Genomic DNA, 14,760 nt, shown 5'->3' with positions numbered 1-14,760 from the left:
CGACGTGAGGCGTCAGTCGGCGGACAACGCGACGCCCGTCTCCTCGGCCAGCGTCCGCAGGAGGCGGTCCTGGAACTCCTCGTCGTGCACGGAGCGGTGTGGCTGTGCCCGCTCGCGGTGGTACCAGTATCCGCCGGTGGTCAGGGCCTCGGGTTCGTCGCTCGACGCCAGCCACTCCTGGGTCTGATGGCCGAGCTCCAGATCGTCCGGTGCGTTCGGTCCGCCCATCTTCGTCGGCACCCAGCCCGGGTCCACGGCATTGCTCAGCACCCCGGGGCGCAGGCGGGCCACCGCGGCCGCGAGCGTCGTGACGAACAGCTTGCTGTCCGCGTACGAGCCCGCGGTCCCGCCCCGCCAGTCGACCCCGGCGAGCGACGGGCGCCCGCTGAAATGCGAGCCGCTGCTCAGGTACACCAGTCGGCGCGGTCCGCGGACCAGGGCCGTGAGCAGGTACGGGGCGATGACGTTGACCGGCATGACCGCCGGTCCGCTCCACACGCCGGCGTTGTGGACGACGGCGTCGAGCGGCGCCCCGGCGTTCAGTTCCGCCGCGATGCGCCGTACGGCGTCACGGTCCGTGAAGTCGCCCACGACGATGTCCGCCCCGCGGTCGACCAGCGAGCGGAGCCCCGCCGCGCGCTCCTCGCTCCGGGCGTGCACCACGACCTCGTGTCCCGCGGACAGCAACGCGTCCGCCGCGGCCCGTCCGAGGCCGTCCGCGGAACCGGTGACCATGATCCGACTCAAGGCGAGTCTCCTTCCGTTCGTGGGCGCACGATGCAGTATCCCCGCGGCGGCGGTCGCGAGTCGTCTACAGGCTGCGGGCGGTGATGTCGCCGTGGGCGGTGGTCGCGTGGATGGTCAGGTCGGCGGTGCCGTCGGTGTTCTTCAGGGCGTTGCTGACGCGGCCGTAGCCGGTGCCGGCGTCCAGGGAGGCCGAGACTCCGCCGGCGGCGCCGACCGAGATCTCACCCTGCTCGGTGCGCAGCGTGAGCGTGCCGCGGACGGCCTCGGCGATCCGGATGTCCCCCCGCTGGGTGCTGATCTCCGCGGAGCCGCCCAGGCGGCCGACCGAGATGTCACCGTCGAGGGTGGTGAGGCGGGCGCCGGTGGCCTCGTCGAGCCGGACCGTGCCGTGCGCGGTTTCGAGGGTGACGTCGCCGAGCTGCCCGACGCCGTGGAACTCGGCTCCGGCCGCCTTCGCCTCGACGCGGGAGCCGGCGGGCAGCTGGACCGTCACCTCTATGGCTCCGGAAGTGCCGAGGATCTGGTTCTTCGCCGGAGTCTCGATCCGCAGGACACCGTCGGCGTACGTGACCGTGGTCTGCTCCGCCGCCTTCACGTCGCGGCTCTTGGCGGTGTCCGCGGGCAGGACCTCGACGGTGGTGTCGGCCCGGTCGGCGGCGACGAGCCGGACCCGGCCCGCGGGGATGTCGAGGATGGCGGAGATCGGGGCGAGGGCGTCGAACTTCTCCATGGTGCTCTCCTGACTGCTCGTTCGTTTCTGCCGTTCGTTTCTGACATTTGAAACGCTACGTTGCGTTCAAGAATCGGGCAACATGTTCGTTGCGAAATTTCAACATCAGTGCAGGTGAAAAGCAAGAATTCGTTGCAATGGAACTGGAGCTAACGCAACGTCAACTGTTCCGTCCGTTGCAATGAAAGAAACTGAACGCTACGCTGGACGCGTCAGGGAAGCACGAAGGGAGATCGCGATGCCGGGAGGCAGGCTCACCCAGCAGGAACGTCAGCAGATCGCGCTGGGACTCGGCGACGGGCTCGCCTACGCGGAGATCGCCAGGCGTCTCGACCGGCCCACCTCGACGATCACACGCGAGGTGATGCGCAACGGCGGCCCCACCGCCTACCGCGCCGACCTGGCCCACCGCGCCACCGAACGCCGCGCGCACCGGCGCCGGCAGGCCGCGCCCCGGGGGGCCGAGGCGCCCGCGCAGGCACACGGGCGCGACGCCGAGGCCGTACGCGAGTACGAGGAGACGTTCACGACCCTCCTCATGTCGCAGGGCCTGCCCAAGATGATGGCCCGGGTGCTGACCTGTCTCTACACCACCGACGAGGGCAGCCTCACCGCGTCCGAACTCGTCCAGCGCCTCCAGGTCAGCCCGGCGTCCATCTCCAAGGCGATCGCGTTCCTGGAGAGCCAGGGCCTCGTCGCCCGGCAGCGCGACGAAGGCCGTCGTGAGCGCTATGTCGCCGACGACGACGTCTGGTACCAGTCGATGATGGCCAGCGCCCGCGGCACCGCCCAGCTCGCCGAGACCGCACGGCAGGGCGTCGGCGTCCTCGGCCCCGGTACCCCGGCCGCCGTGCGTCTCGAGAACATCTCCCGCTTCGTCGACTTCGTCTCGGAGAGCATCGCGCGCGCCGCGGACCAGGCCCGCGACGTCCTCCACACCAAACCCGAGACGCCCTCGGACGGTTCCGCCTGAGCCCCGCTCGGATCGCGGCCGCCGCCTCACGTCACAAGGACGCACACAAGCGGATGCGCTCGTACCGCTAGTGCCGGTGATCTTTCGCTGCGTAGCGTGGCGGCCGACCGCAAAGATCAGAAAGCGAGCAGACCGATGCAGCCGACGTTCGTACTGGTGCATGGCGCCTTCGCCAACTCCTTCTCCTTCGCACCGCTCCAGGCCGAACTCGGCCTCCTCGGGCACCGGTCGGTCGCCGTCGACCTGCCGGGCCACGGTTTCGCGGCGACCTTCTCGCAGGCGTACCAGGCCCCGCAGGACCCCGCGGGGCTCGCCACCGCACCCGGCTCGATCAAGGGCGTCACGCTCGCCGACAACGCCGCGCACCTGATCGACGTCCTGGAGCGGGCCAAGGAGAACGGGCCGGTCATCCTCGTCTCGCACAGCCGTGGCGGCATCACCGCCACCGCCGCGGCGAACGCGCGGCCGGACCTGATCGACCGCATCGTCTACGTCTCGGCCTGGTGCCCGGTCGATCTGGACGTCAGCGCCTACTACGCCGAGCCGGAGATGGCCACGGTCGACGCCGCCTCGCTGGCCCTCGCGATGGCCGGGAACCCGGCTGAACTCGGCCTGCTCCGCGTCAACTTCCGCACCGCCGACCCGGACGCCCTCGCGGCGTTCAAGGCGGCCTTCCTCGCCGACGCCACCGACGAGCAGTTCCTGACCTTCCTCAACACCCTCCAGCCCGACGAGAACCTGGACGCCGGCACCTCCGACGACCGCGCGCAGGCGGCGACCTGGGGCCGCATCCCGAAGACGTACGTGCGTCTCGCCGACGACGCGAGCCTGCCCCTCGCGCTGCAGGACCGGCTGATCCGCGAGGGCGACGCGCTGACGCCGGACAACCCCTTCGACGTGCGCACCCTCGAAGGCAGCCACCTGAAGTGGCTGCTCGACCCGGCGCCGGCGGCCCGTCTCCTGGGTGAACTCGCCGGGCAGGTCGGGTAGGGTCCGGGACGTGCGTTGATCTCCGGTGCGGTGGCCTCGCGGCCGCCGCGGACGATGTGACCGTCCTCCCGTGACCACGACCGGGAGGACGGCTCGGCGTTTGTTCACCCGTCACTCGGACCGGAGATCGTCACGTGATCCCACAGCACCCGCTGACCTACGAGACGTGTGTCGCCCGTCTCGCCGCCGACCCGGACGTCGTCGGGCTCGTCCTGAAGGGCTCGCACGCCCACGACGGCATGGCCACCGAGCACTCCGACCACGACGTCTACGTCGTCCTCGCCGACGACGCGGACACCGGTCTCGCGGTACTCGACGGTCATCGCTCCACCGAACTCGATCTCGTCGTCGTCCCGTTGAGCGAGTTCCGCCGGATCGGAGGCTGGGAGCGCTACGCACTCGCCCGGGCCCGTGTCCTGCTCGACCGGCTCGACGGCGAGATCGCGAGGATCGTCGCCGCCAAGGGACGACTCGACGCCGACGAGGCGTCGCGGGCGGCGGCCGGCCGGCTGGACGCCTACGCCAACTCGCTCTACCGGTCGGTGAAGAACGCCCGCGACGGCCACCGGCTCGCCGCTCGCCTGGACGCGGCCGACAGCGTGGGCTTCCTGCTGGAGCTGCTGTTCACCCTGGATCGCCGTCCGCGCCCCTACAACAAGTACCTGGAGTGGGAACTGGAGCGGTTCCCGCTGCCGGGATGGGACACGCGGGAGCTGCTGGCCGCGGTCGGACGGATCGCCGCGACCGGTGACGTCGAAGCGCAGCGGGGGCTCTTCGCGCAGGTGGAGGCCGTGGCGCGAGAGGCCGGCCACGGGCCCACGCTGGACGCCTGGGGCGAGGATCTGCGGCTGATGCGCCCCGGCCCGAGCCACCAGGGCTGACGACGGCGGGGGGAGTGCCCGCGCCGAGCGCTCAGGCGTCGCCGGGTCTGGCGAACTCCTCGATCAGCACCGGGTACTGCTCTGCGCCGTGTCCGGCGGCGATCGAGCGGTCGGCCATCGCCTTGATCAGTCTCGGCAGTTCGGCGTTGACGCCCACCGCCTCGCTCTCCTCGATCAGGTGGGCCATCGCCCGCGCGTCGGTCTCCAGGTCCGACACCTCGGCCGGGAAGGAGCCGCTGTCGATCTGCTCGGCGTACCCGGGCAGCCATTCGGCCACGCCGGCCGCGATCCGGCGCGCGAACGGCGCGTACGTCGCGGCGTCGACACCGGCCGTCCGGAGCAGTGCGGTGCCCTGCAGCCAGGCGTTCAGGACGCTCCACATCATGGCCAGGCCGGCCACGTCGTACAGGGACGCCAGACCGTGGTCGGCGCCGAGGTGGGTGACGGTGCCGAGCGCGTCGAGTGCCGGCTTGTGCGCCTCGAAGTCCGACCGCGGCCCGCTGTGCAGGATCACCGCCTCGGGGGTCCCGATGGCCGGCGGGACGGCCATGATGGCGCCGTCCAGGTAACGGGCGCCGCGCCGCCCGGCCCATCGGGCGGCCTCCCGGGCCTGGGCGGAGTCGCCCGAGGTCAGGTTGACCAGCGTCGTGCCGGCCAGTTCCACATCGCTCGCGTCGAGCAGCGCGCGCATGGCCTGGTAGTCGGTGACGCAGACGATCGTGAGGGGGCTCGCCCTGAGCGCGTCGGCGACCGCCGGTGCCCGCCGGGCGCCCTCGGCCGCCAACTGCTCGGCCTTGGAGGCGGTACGGTTCCAGACGGTCGTGGGATGCCCGGCCTTCAGGAACGCGCGGGCGAGCGCCTGGCCCATCCGTCCGAGTCCGATGACTGTCACAGGTATGTCGGGGTTGCTGTTCATGGCAGCATCGTCAACGTTGATACCGGTCTGAAGGTCAAGTGAGGTCGCGATGCGGATCGGGGAACTGAGTCGCCGGACGGGCGTCAACGCCCACCAGTTGCGCTACTACGAGGCCCAGGGCCTGCTGGAGGCGGAGCGCGGCGCGAACGGCTACCGCGAGTACGACGAGGACGCCGTGCTGCGGGTGCGGCAGATCCGGCACCTGCTCGGTGCCGGTCTGTCCTCCGAGGACATCGCGTACCTGCTGCCCTGCGCGGTCGGTGAGGCCCCGGAGCTGATCGGGTGTCCCGAGCTGCTGGCGGCGATGCGGTCGAGGCTGCGGCGCATCGACGACCAGATGAACAGACTCGCGCAGTCCCGCGACGCACTCACCGGCTACATCGACGCCGCCGAGCGCATGGGCCGCGAGAGCTATCCGCCGTTCGACGGCGCCGGCTTGGAGTCCGTGCCCGCCTGAGTGGCCGGGGCGATCAGGGCTTCGGCCGGTGCCACGCGGCGTCGGCGGCGGAGAAGCGGTGGGCGGCCGCCGAGGTGAGCGCGAGCAGCAGCAGCGCGGCGCACAGCGTCAGGACGAGATGGCCGTGCAGCACGAGCTGCGCTCCGGCGAAGGCGCCGAGGAACATGGCCAGCACGGACAGCACCCGGCGGCCGGGGCGCGGCGCCTCACCGCCGGCCGTCGCCGAGTCCGCCGCCAGACCCGTCAGGGTCAGGGTCAGCACGGTGGTGGTGAGGTCCGGGACGCCGAGCCGCCGGGCGACGGCGTTCTGCAGGCCCATCGCGACCCCCAGGAACACGATCAGCGTGTACCGCACCTCCGTGGTGACCCGGCCGTCGGTCGCGGTGGCGGCCACCACGGTGACCGCCACCAGGACCGTCTGCACCAGCGTCGCCGCCCTCAGCAGACGCCCCCGGTGCGCGGCGAAACGCGCACCCAGCCTGCCGCCCGCGAGGGCGCCGAGCAGGAACGTGAGCACCGAGACGACGGACGCGAGCACGGACAGGCTCGCGGCGCCCGCCAGGGCGAACCCGAGGAAGACGACGTTGCCGGTCATGTTGGCGACGAAGACATGCCCCAGCGCCAGATAGCTCACGGCGTCGACCAGCCCGGTGACCACCGTCAGGACCAGCATCAGCGGAGGCAGCGGACCGTGCCGTTCCTCGCCGCGCGGTACGAGGGTGCGGAACGCGTCAGTCAGCAGTCCGCGCACGGCGCACCCCCTCGGCGGCCGAGGCCGGCCGGTGCAGTACGGCACGGGTGAGGAAGCCGCTCGCCGGGCCCACGGCGATCGCGGCGACGGCTGTCCACACCGGCCAGGTGATGCCCAGCCCGTGGTCCGCCGACCACCGTCCGGCCCCGGTGAGGGCCAGCGAGGCGGAGACGACGACCAGGACGAGCGGGTACTCGTAGCCGTCGTTCTGCACCCAGAGGCCCTTGGGCCGCTTCACGGTGCCCGCGACCGTCATCACGCCCATGGCGGCCATCGCCGCCAGCGGGGTGAGCAGGCCGAGCGCCAGGAACAGGCCGGAGCCGATCTGGCCGGCTCCCGCGGCGAGCGCGGTCAGCCGGCCGCCGCGGAACCCGTCACGGCGGAACTCCTCGGTCCCGCCGGCCAATCCGTCGCCCCCGAGCCGGAAGCTCACCTTCTGCACCCCGTGCCCGGCGATGAGCAACCCCACCACCAGCCGGAGGACCAACAGTCCAGCGTCCATCGTGTGTTCCCGCCTGTTCCTGACGTTCCTGGGCCGGCTCGGGGATCAGCCCGCGGCGTGGGCGCCGATGACGGCCTGCGCGTAGACGATGCCGAGGCCGTAGGCGCCGCCGTGCTCCTTGACGACGCCGGTCGTGGCGGCGTACGTCTCGGTGCGGGCCCAGTCGCGCTGGAGCTCCAGCAGCACCTGCACCCAGGTGACGGGGACGGCTCCGGCCTGGATCATGCGCTGGATCGCGTGCTCGTGGGCCTGCGGGCTGACACCGCCGGACGCGTCGGTGACGACGTAGACGTCGTAGCCCTGGGAGAGTGCGGAGAGGGTGGGCAGGACGACGCAGACCTCGGTCCACAGGCCCGCGACGACCAGCTTCTTGCGGCCGGTGGCCTTGACCGCCTCGACGAAGTTCACGTCCTCCCAGGCGTTCATCGAGGTGCGGTCGACGATCTTCTGCTCGGGGAAGACGTCCGACAGCTGCGGCATGATCGGCCCCGAGAACGACTCGGCGGCCACCGTGCTGAGCACCACCGGCACGTCGAAGGCCTTCGCGGCCTTGGCCAGGCCGACGGTCGCGTTGATGATGCCGGTGCGGTCGCCGCTGCCGGTGCCGAAGAACATCTGCGGCTGGTGGTCCACGAACAGCACCGCGCAGTTGTCCGGGGTGAGCAGGTCGGGGCTGGGGGCGGCGGTGACCTCGGTGATGTCGACCATGAGTCATGAGCCTTTCAGGATAAGGGAATCGATGGGTGGTGGTGTCCCGGAAGGGGCGGCTCGGCGGCCGGGCCCCTCCCGGGAGGTCAGAGGGAGAAGCAGGGATCGAAGGGCGTGGCCGTGCTCTCCGGGGCCAGGCCGCGGGCGATGCGCCACTGGCGGTGCCGCTCCGACTCGGCGACGGCCTCGCCGAGCGCCTCCGCCTGGCGGGCGCCGGGCAGCCCGGCCGTGTGGGACGCCTGGTAGCCGCCGAAGTGCGCGACCGGACTCCAGGCGGGGCTGACGGGGGGCAGCTCCTCGTCGAGCCCCTCGTACTCGGCGGCGGCGTAGACGATCCGGCCACCGGTCACCGTCAGCAGCGACTCGATGTGCGCGATGTCCGGCTCGGCCACGGCGAAGTAGTCCTCGGAGAGGACCGCCAGGTCCGCGTAACACCCCGGCCGCAGCACGCCCTTGACGTCCTCCTCGCCGGTCAGCGCGGCGCCGGCGCGGGTGAACATCTCCAGCGCCGTACGCCGGTCGACGCGGTTGGCCGGCGGCCGCAGGGCCAGGTCGCCGACCGTGCGGCCGCTCACCAGCCAGTGCAGGGCGACCCAGGGGTTGTAGGTCGAGACGCGGGTGGCGTCCGTGCCGGCGGCCACCGTCAGCCCGCGGTCCAGCATGGCCCGGACGGGCGGGGCGTCCGCGGCCGCTCCCGGGCCGTAGCGCCGTACGAACGCCTCGCCCTGGAACGACAGGCGGTTCTGCACGGACATCGCTCCGCCGAGGGCCGCGACACGGTCGAGACTGTCCGGGGTGACGGTCTCCGCGTGGTCGAACAGCCACCGGTTCCCGGCCGGGAACAGACCCTCCGCGGCGAGCTTCTCGAACACCGCGAGATCACGGCGGATGGTCTCGTCGTACGTGGCGTGCAGCCGGAAAGCCCAGCCGTTCTCCATGAGCAGGCGCACCGCCTTCTCGAATTCCGCCTCGTAGTCGGCGGCGAGTTCCGGCCGCGGCTGGCTGAAGTTCTCGAAGTCGGCGGCGGCCCACGTCAGATTCTCGCCGGCGCCGTTCAGTCTCAGCCATTCGTCCCCGTCGCCCGGGCGGGCCGATTCGATCCAGCGGGCGAGGTCGTCGAGCTCCTGCCCGGGAGTCTGCGGGAAGAGATGGTAGGCGATACGCAGTGACAGCTGTCCGGCCTCGGCCAGTTCGATGACGGTGGCGTAGTTCTCGGGGAAATTCTGGAATCCGCCCGCCGCGTCGATCGCCGACGTCAGCCCGAATCTGTTCAGCTCGCGCAGGAAATGCCGCGTCGAGGTCTTTCTGTCCGCGCCTTCCAGCACCGGAGCCTTGGCGAGGGTCGAGTACAGCACGAGCGCGCTGGGAGCGGCCAGCAGCATGCCGGTCGGTTCCCCGTCCCGGCCCCGTACGATCTGGCCGCCCTTGGGGTCGGGCGTGTCCCGGGTGAAGCCGGCCGCCTTCAGCGCGGCCCGGTTCAGGACCGCCGACTGGTACAGGTGCAGGACGAACACCGGGGTGTCGGGCGCGGCGGCGTTCAGTTCCGCCACGGTCGGCAGCCGCCGCTCGGCGAACTGCTCGGCCGACCAGCCCCCGACCACCCGTACCCACTGGCCCTTCGGGGTGCGGGCGGCCTGCTCGCGCAGCATGGCCAGGCCCTGGCGCAGACTGCGCACGCCGTCCCAGCGCAGTTCCAGTACGTAGTTGAGGCCGCCGCGGATGACGTGCAGATGGGCGTCGTTGAGACCGGGGATCACCCGCCGCCCGAGCGCGTCGACCACCTTCGTGCCGGCACCGACGTGAGCAGCCATGTCCTGGTCGTCACCGACGGCCGTGATGCGCCCGTCGCGAACGGCGACCGCCTGCGCCTGGGGGCGTCCGGGGTCCCCGGTGTGGATCTTCGCGTTGCGGACGACGAGGTCCGCGGCGTCGTCGGCGGCATGCGGAACCAGCCCGCCGACAGGCATTGCTGACATCTTCGAAACCCTCCGGGAAAACGACGCCGTTGCGCGAGCCGGGTGAATTCCACGGCACTCCCTGACGATAGGCAGACGCAAGGTGCCTGCCATGCCCGTGGGCGCACCGGACTTTGCCTGAGAGCGCACGGCCGGAAATGCCCGGAACAGCAGACGCGGAGAAGTCCGGGAACCGCCGTGCGCGAAGAGGCCAGCAGTGGTGCGCTGCCGAGCAATTCCCGTGCACCCGACGCCGTTAGCGTGACGAAGAACGGTTCCGGGAAGCCCTTCGGGGGACCCCGGCCGTCATCGCCGGAGGGGCCGGCGTGCCATGAACGTTCAGGAGATTCACGTGTCCGATGTCCAAGAGCCGGTCCGGCCGGTGCTGGAGCCGGCGGCCGCCGCCTTCGCCGAGGCGACCGCCAATCCGCCCTACCTGTTCGACCTGCCCCCGGCTGAGGGGCGCAAGGCCGTCGACGACGTGCAGTCCGGCGAGATCGACAAGCCCGCCGTCGACGAGGAGTGGATCACCGTCTCGGGCGGGCCGACGGGCAGCGTCCGCGCCCGTCTCGTCAAGCCCGCCGGTGCCGAGGGCACCCTGCCCGTGATCATCTACATCCACGGCGCGGGCTGGGTGTTCGGCAACGCCCACACCCACGACCGCCTGGTGCGGGAACTGGCTGTCGGCGCCGGTGCCGCCGTGGTCTTCCCCGAGTACGACCTGTCGCCCGAGGCCCGCTACCCGGTCGCCATCGAGCAGAACTACGCCGTCGCGCGGTGGGTCGTGGCCGAGGGCGCCGGCAAGGGGCTGGACGCCGGCCGGATCGCGGTCGCCGGTGACTCGGTCGGCGGCAACATGACCGCCGCCCTCACCCTGATGGCCAAGCAGCGCGGCGACGTCCCGCTGGTGCAGCAGGTGCTGTTCTACCCGGTCACCGACGCGAACTTCGACACCGGCTCCTACCACCAGTTCGCCACCGGCTACTTCCTGCGCCGCGACGGCATGCAGTGGTTCTGGGACCAGTACACGACCGACGAGGCCGAGCGCGCGCAGATCACCGCCTCCCCGCTGCGCGCCTCCACCGAGCAGCTCACCGGCCTGCCCCCGGCGCTGGTCGTCACCGCCGAGGCCGACGTGCTGCGCGACGAGGGCGAGGCGTACGCCAACAAGCTCCGCGAGGCGGGTGTCCCGGTCACCGCGGTCCGCTTCCAGGGCATCATCCACGACTTCGTGATGCTCGACGCCCTGCGGGGGACCCCCGCCGCCGAGGCCGCGATCACCCTGGCCGCCGCCACCCTGCGGTCCGCCCTGCACACCGCCTGACCACGACCGGAGACATCCCCATGAGCACTTCCACGCCCACCGTCCTCCTCGTCCACGGCGCGTTCGCCGACGCGACCAGCTGGTCCGGGGTCATCGCGGAACTCCGGGCCCACGGCGTTCCCGTGGTGGCGCCGCCCAACCCGCTGCGCGGTCTCGCCGCCGACGCCGCGTACGTCGCCTCCGTGGCCGCGCAGATCGACGGCCCCGTCATCCTGGTCGGGCACTCCTACGGCGGGGCGCTCATCACGGTGGCCGGCACCACCGAGAACGTCGTCGGACTGGTGTACGTGGCCGCCTACGTCCTGGAGGAGGGCGAGAGCCTCGGCGAGCTCCAGGGCCGCTTCCCCGCCTCCCCGCTGGTGAGCAACCTCAAGCAGTGGACGTACCCCGTCCAGGGCGGCGGGTCCGCGGTCGAGGTCACCATCGCCGCCGACGCCTTCCCGTCGATCTTCGCCGACGACGTGCCCACCGACGTCACCGAGGTCCTGGCCGTGGCCCAGCGGCCGCTGGCCGCCGCCGCGTTCGAGGAGACGGCCACGGCGGCCGCGTGGCGGACCAAGCCGTCCTGGGCCCTGGTGGCCGGGGCGGACCGGGCCATCGACCCCGAGGTCCAGCGGTTCGGCGCCGAGCGCGCCGGGGCGACCGTCGTCGAGGTCGAGGGCGCCTCGCACGCGGTCGCCGTCTCGCGGCCGAAGGAGGTCGCCGAGCTGATCCGCGACGCGGTACGGGCGACCGCCTGAGGCAGCGCAGCACGGGTGCGCGGGCGGACGCTTCCGGCCGCGCGCCCCGTGTCGCGTGAGAGCACACGACCGACAGGAGAACGGAACATGACCATCAGCTCCCCGCACCTGAGCAGCCAGCCGAGGCTGCACCAGAAGGGCGAGATCATCCAGGAGTTCGGGACCGTCAAGCAGTTCCCGCTCGGACTGTCCTACGAGACCCGTATGTACTCCTGCCAGCGCCTCAACCAGGTGCTGGCGGACACCCAGATCCTCTACGGCCTCTACAAGAAGCACCACTGGCTGATGCGCGGGGCGACCTTCTACCAGCTGCACCTGGTGCTGGACAAGCATGCGGGGGAACAGCTCGGTCTCGTCGACGCCCTCGCCGAACGGGTCCAGACGCTGGGCGGTGTCGCGGTGGGGGATCCCCGGCACGTCGCCGAGATCACCTCGATCCCGCGCCCGCCGGACGGCGTGGAGGAGGTGCCGGCCATGCTGTCCCGGCTGCTGGCGGCACACGAGACCATCCTGACCGAGACCCACGAGGCGGCGGCCCGCGTCGCCGAGCTGGGCGACGACGGCACCAACGACCTGCTGGTCTCGCAGGTGATCCGGACCGGCGAACTCCAGGCGTGGTTCCTCGCGGAGCACCTGGTCGACACGCCTCTCGTGCGGGCCTGAGACGGGCGAACCGCCGCTGACCGGTGCAGCGGCGGACGGACGCCCCTTCCGGCGCGCATAGACTGGGCGTCGTGTCCAAGGGGGAAAGCGGTGACAGCGGTGTCCGAACACCGTTCGGTCGCCTGGTGCGGGAGTTGCGGCAGAGCCGCGGCTGGACCATCGAGGAGCTCGCCGAGGCGTCCGGTGTGTCGGGGCGCGCGATAGGCGACATGGAGCGGGGCCGCAGCCTGCGTCCGCACCGGGGCACGGTCACCGCGCTCGCCCAGGGTCTCCAACTGGACGACGAGGGGCACGCCGAACTGCTGGCCGCCGTCCGGGCAGGCCGCCCCGCGAAGCCCGCCGCCTCCGTGTACGCGTCCCCCTACACCCTGCCCAGAGGCGTCCTGGACTTCGTGGGCCGGCACGCGGAGCTGGCCACGCTCCGCGCCCTCGTACAACAGGCCACCGAGGACGCCGGGCCGGACCGGCAGGGCGCGCGTTCCCCGGTGCCGGCGGCGGTGCTGTCCGGTCCGCCCGGCAGCGGCAAGTCCACCCTGGCGGTGCGGCTCGCCGAGGAGTCCGCGCCGTCCTTCCCGGACGGAACGTTCCTGCTGGACATGCGGGGCCTGGACGAACAGCCGGTGACGGCGGAGCAGGCCGTGCTGCGGCTGCTGAGCGGGTGGGGCGTGGGCGACGCCGAACTGGGCCGGGCGACCGCCGAGGAGCGCCTCGTCCGGTACCGGGCGCTCACGGCCACCCTCCGCGCCGTCGTCGTGCTCGACAACGTCGGCAGCGAGGCCCAGGTCAGGCCACTGCTGCCGCACGAGGGGCACCTGCTCATGCTCGTCACCAGCCGCCGGACCCTCGCCGGACTGGAGGGCGTGCGGCGCCTGGAGCTCGACGCGCTGACCCCGCAGGAGTCCGCCTCCCTGCTGCGGGCCGTCGTCGGCGCCGGCCGCGTGGACGCGGAGCCGGCTGCCGCACGCGCCGTGACCGAACGGTGCGGGCATCTGCCACTGGCGTTGCGGGTGGCCGCCAACTGGGCCGCGACGCGCGCCAACTGGAGCCTGCAGCGGCTCGCCGACCGGCTCGCCGACGAGGAACGCAGACTGGACGCGCTGAGCGCCGGGGACCTGCGCGTGAACTCCGCCTTCGCGCTCTCCTACTCGCGTCTCGCGCCGGGCGCGGCCCGGATGTTCCGGCTGCTGTCGCTGGTGCCGGGAGGCGACTTCGGCATCCCGCCGGCCGCCGTGCTCGCCGACACGTCGCTGCTGGGCGCGGAGGACCTGCTGGAGGAACTGCTGGAGGCGGGACTGCTGATGGCCGCCCGCGGCGACCGCTACCGCTTCCACGACCTGCTGCGGCTGTACGCCCGGGCCCGCCACCGCGCCGAGGACACCGAGCAGGAGTCGCGGGCCGCGCGGACCCGTCTGCGTACCTGGCTGCTGGACACGACCGTGCTCGCCGGCCGCTGGTACGAACCGGACTACGGGGCGCCGCCGGCGGACCCCGGCCGCCTCGTCGTCCTCGACGACCGCGAGCAGGCCATGCGGTGGCTCAAGACGGAGAGCGACCACTGGCTGGCCGCCTTCCGCGAGGCGGCCGAGGCCGGCGAGCACGCCAGGGTCGCCGAGGTCGCCGACGCCACGTTCTGGTTCTCGGACCACTGGGTGTCCTGGGGCCACTGGGTGGAGGTCTACCGGCGCGCGGCCGAAGCGGGCGCCGCCCTGGGCGACCCCGCCCTGGAGGCCAGCCACCGCAACAGCCTCTCGGGGGCCTACTGGCTCGCCGAACGCCGGTCCGACAAGGCCATCGCGGAGGCCGCACACGCACTCGAACTCGCCCGGGGATGCGGGGACGTCGTCCAGCAGGGCTGGGCGCACCACCACCTCGGCGGGCTGCACGCCATGACCGGCGACCTGGCGACCGCCACCGACAACTACCGCCGGGCCATGGACCTGTTCGTCGAAGCCGACGAGATCAACGGATATCTCGCGGCGTCCGCCTTCACCGTGCGGGTGGCCGAGAAGGCCGGCCGCCCCAAGGAGGCCCTGGCTGCCTACGAGGAGGTCGTGAGCACACTCGCGGCCCCGCACAACCACGACCGCGTGCCGCCCAGCATCCGCGAGTACACGCTCATGTACGCCACGTTCAACGTGTCGTTCGTCCACCTCAACGAGGGCCGCTGGCGGGAGGCGGCCGAGGCGCTGCGTCCGCTGCGCGGCAAGCTCGACGCCCACGGCTGGCACGACCGTGAGGGCATGCTCCGTCTCCATCTCGGCCACGCGCTCACCCACCTCGGCGAGTACACCGAGGCCGAGGCCGAGTTCCGCGTCGCCCTCGCGATGGGCGAACGCCTCCCCTCGGAACTGCTCGAAGAGGCCCGCGCCTCCTTCGACTCCCTGGTCGCGGGCCGTCCGGCCCCGCCCACGCGCTTCGGGTGA

Annotated in this window: 15 protein-coding genes; 8 read left to right on the top strand and 7 right to left on the bottom strand. The window is 72.2% G+C overall.

The genetic code is table 11. The features are described from left to right. Nucleotides 1–12 precede the first annotated feature (12 nt). Nucleotides 13–747 (bottom strand): SDR family NAD(P)-dependent oxidoreductase, encoded by a 735-nt coding sequence (locus tag ACSU6L_RS02580; RefSeq protein ID WP_437053081.1) that lies wholly within the window; start codon nucleotides 745–747, stop codon nucleotides 13–15. 64 nt (nucleotides 748–811) lie between these two features. Then, a complete protein-coding gene (locus tag ACSU6L_RS02575; RefSeq protein WP_437053079.1) occupies nucleotides 812–1,477 on the bottom strand; it encodes a DUF4097 family beta strand repeat-containing protein in 666 nt (221 codons plus the stop codon). Nucleotides 1,478–1,715: 238 nt separating this feature from the next. Between ACSU6L_RS02575 and ACSU6L_RS02570 the strand changes: the two genes are divergently transcribed. The 3 genes from ACSU6L_RS02570 to ACSU6L_RS02560 all read left to right on the top strand — a co-directional run bounded on the left by ACSU6L_RS02570 (nucleotide 1,716) and on the right by ACSU6L_RS02560 (nucleotide 4,321). Continuing rightward, the gene (locus tag ACSU6L_RS02570) at nucleotides 1,716–2,450 is read left to right on the top strand and encodes a helix-turn-helix domain-containing protein (protein ID WP_437053077.1); all 735 of its coding nucleotides are present in this window, start codon (nucleotides 1,716–1,718) and stop codon (nucleotides 2,448–2,450) included. Between the two features lie 135 nt (nucleotides 2,451–2,585). Then, the gene (locus tag ACSU6L_RS02565) at nucleotides 2,586–3,440 is read left to right on the top strand and encodes an alpha/beta fold hydrolase (RefSeq protein ID WP_437053075.1); all 855 of its coding nucleotides are present in this window, start codon (nucleotides 2,586–2,588) and stop codon (nucleotides 3,438–3,440) included. A gap of 134 nt (nucleotides 3,441–3,574) precedes the next feature. Further along, a complete protein-coding gene (locus ACSU6L_RS02560; protein WP_437053073.1) occupies nucleotides 3,575–4,321 on the top strand; it encodes a hypothetical protein in 747 nt (248 codons plus the stop codon). A 31-nt stretch (nucleotides 4,322–4,352) separates the two neighbouring features. Here ACSU6L_RS02560 and ACSU6L_RS02555 read toward each other — a convergent pair whose 3' ends face one another. Further along, nucleotides 4,353–5,237 carry an NAD(P)-dependent oxidoreductase gene (locus tag ACSU6L_RS02555; protein WP_437053071.1) on the bottom strand — a complete coding sequence of 295 codons (885 nt, stop codon included), beginning with the start codon at nucleotides 5,235–5,237 and terminating at the stop codon, nucleotides 4,353–4,355. A 49-nt stretch (nucleotides 5,238–5,286) separates the two neighbouring features. Between ACSU6L_RS02555 and ACSU6L_RS02550 the strand changes: the two genes are divergently transcribed. After that, a complete protein-coding gene (locus ACSU6L_RS02550; protein ID WP_437053069.1) occupies nucleotides 5,287–5,694 on the top strand; it encodes a MerR family transcriptional regulator in 408 nt (135 codons plus the stop codon). Between the two features lie 13 nt (nucleotides 5,695–5,707). Here ACSU6L_RS02550 and ACSU6L_RS02545 read toward each other — a convergent pair whose 3' ends face one another. The 4 genes from ACSU6L_RS02545 to ACSU6L_RS02530 form a co-directional block, all read right to left on the bottom strand. Continuing rightward, on the bottom strand, nucleotides 5,708–6,445 hold the full coding sequence (locus ACSU6L_RS02545) for a YoaK family protein (protein WP_437053067.1): 738 nt from the start codon (nucleotides 6,443–6,445) through the stop codon (nucleotides 5,708–5,710). After that, complete coding sequence (locus ACSU6L_RS02540) at nucleotides 6,426–6,947, bottom strand: DoxX family protein (RefSeq protein WP_437053065.1); 522 nt, start codon at nucleotides 6,945–6,947, stop codon at nucleotides 6,426–6,428. The genes ACSU6L_RS02545 and ACSU6L_RS02540 overlap by 20 nt, the downstream gene beginning before the upstream one ends. A gap of 45 nt (nucleotides 6,948–6,992) precedes the next feature. Next, nucleotides 6,993–7,655: a hydrolase gene (locus ACSU6L_RS02535; RefSeq protein ID WP_437053063.1), complete on the bottom strand. Its 663-nt coding sequence runs from the start codon at nucleotides 7,653–7,655 to the stop codon at nucleotides 6,993–6,995. A gap of 86 nt (nucleotides 7,656–7,741) precedes the next feature. Next, nucleotides 7,742–9,631, bottom strand: a complete 1,890-nt coding sequence (locus ACSU6L_RS02530; RefSeq protein ID WP_437053061.1) for an amidohydrolase — start codon at nucleotides 9,629–9,631, stop codon at nucleotides 7,742–7,744. A 331-nt stretch (nucleotides 9,632–9,962) separates the two neighbouring features. Between ACSU6L_RS02530 and ACSU6L_RS02525 the strand changes: the two genes are divergently transcribed. The 4 genes from ACSU6L_RS02525 (at nucleotide 9,963) to ACSU6L_RS02510 (ending at nucleotide 14,760) form a co-directional block, all read left to right on the top strand. Continuing rightward, nucleotides 9,963–10,934 (top strand): alpha/beta hydrolase, encoded by a 972-nt coding sequence (locus tag ACSU6L_RS02525; RefSeq protein WP_437053059.1) that lies wholly within the window; start codon nucleotides 9,963–9,965, stop codon nucleotides 10,932–10,934. Nucleotides 10,935–10,954: 20 nt separating this feature from the next. Continuing rightward, nucleotides 10,955–11,674, top strand: a complete 720-nt coding sequence (locus ACSU6L_RS02520) for an alpha/beta fold hydrolase (protein WP_437053057.1) — start codon at nucleotides 10,955–10,957, stop codon at nucleotides 11,672–11,674. Between the two features lie 87 nt (nucleotides 11,675–11,761). Then, nucleotides 11,762–12,337, top strand: a complete 576-nt coding sequence (locus ACSU6L_RS02515) for a Dps family protein (RefSeq protein WP_437053055.1) — start codon at nucleotides 11,762–11,764, stop codon at nucleotides 12,335–12,337. A gap of 71 nt (nucleotides 12,338–12,408) precedes the next feature. Beyond that, nucleotides 12,409–14,760, top strand: a complete 2,352-nt coding sequence (locus ACSU6L_RS02510; protein WP_437053053.1) for a helix-turn-helix domain-containing protein — start codon at nucleotides 12,409–12,411, stop codon at nucleotides 14,758–14,760.

The organism is Streptomyces sp. enrichment culture (genome assembly GCF_964272855.1).
GTDB lineage: Bacteria > Actinomycetota > Actinomycetes > Streptomycetales > Streptomycetaceae > Streptomyces.
The sequence above is the reverse complement of the archived record's forward strand: the minus strand, read 5'-3'. Positions and strand labels throughout refer to the sequence as shown.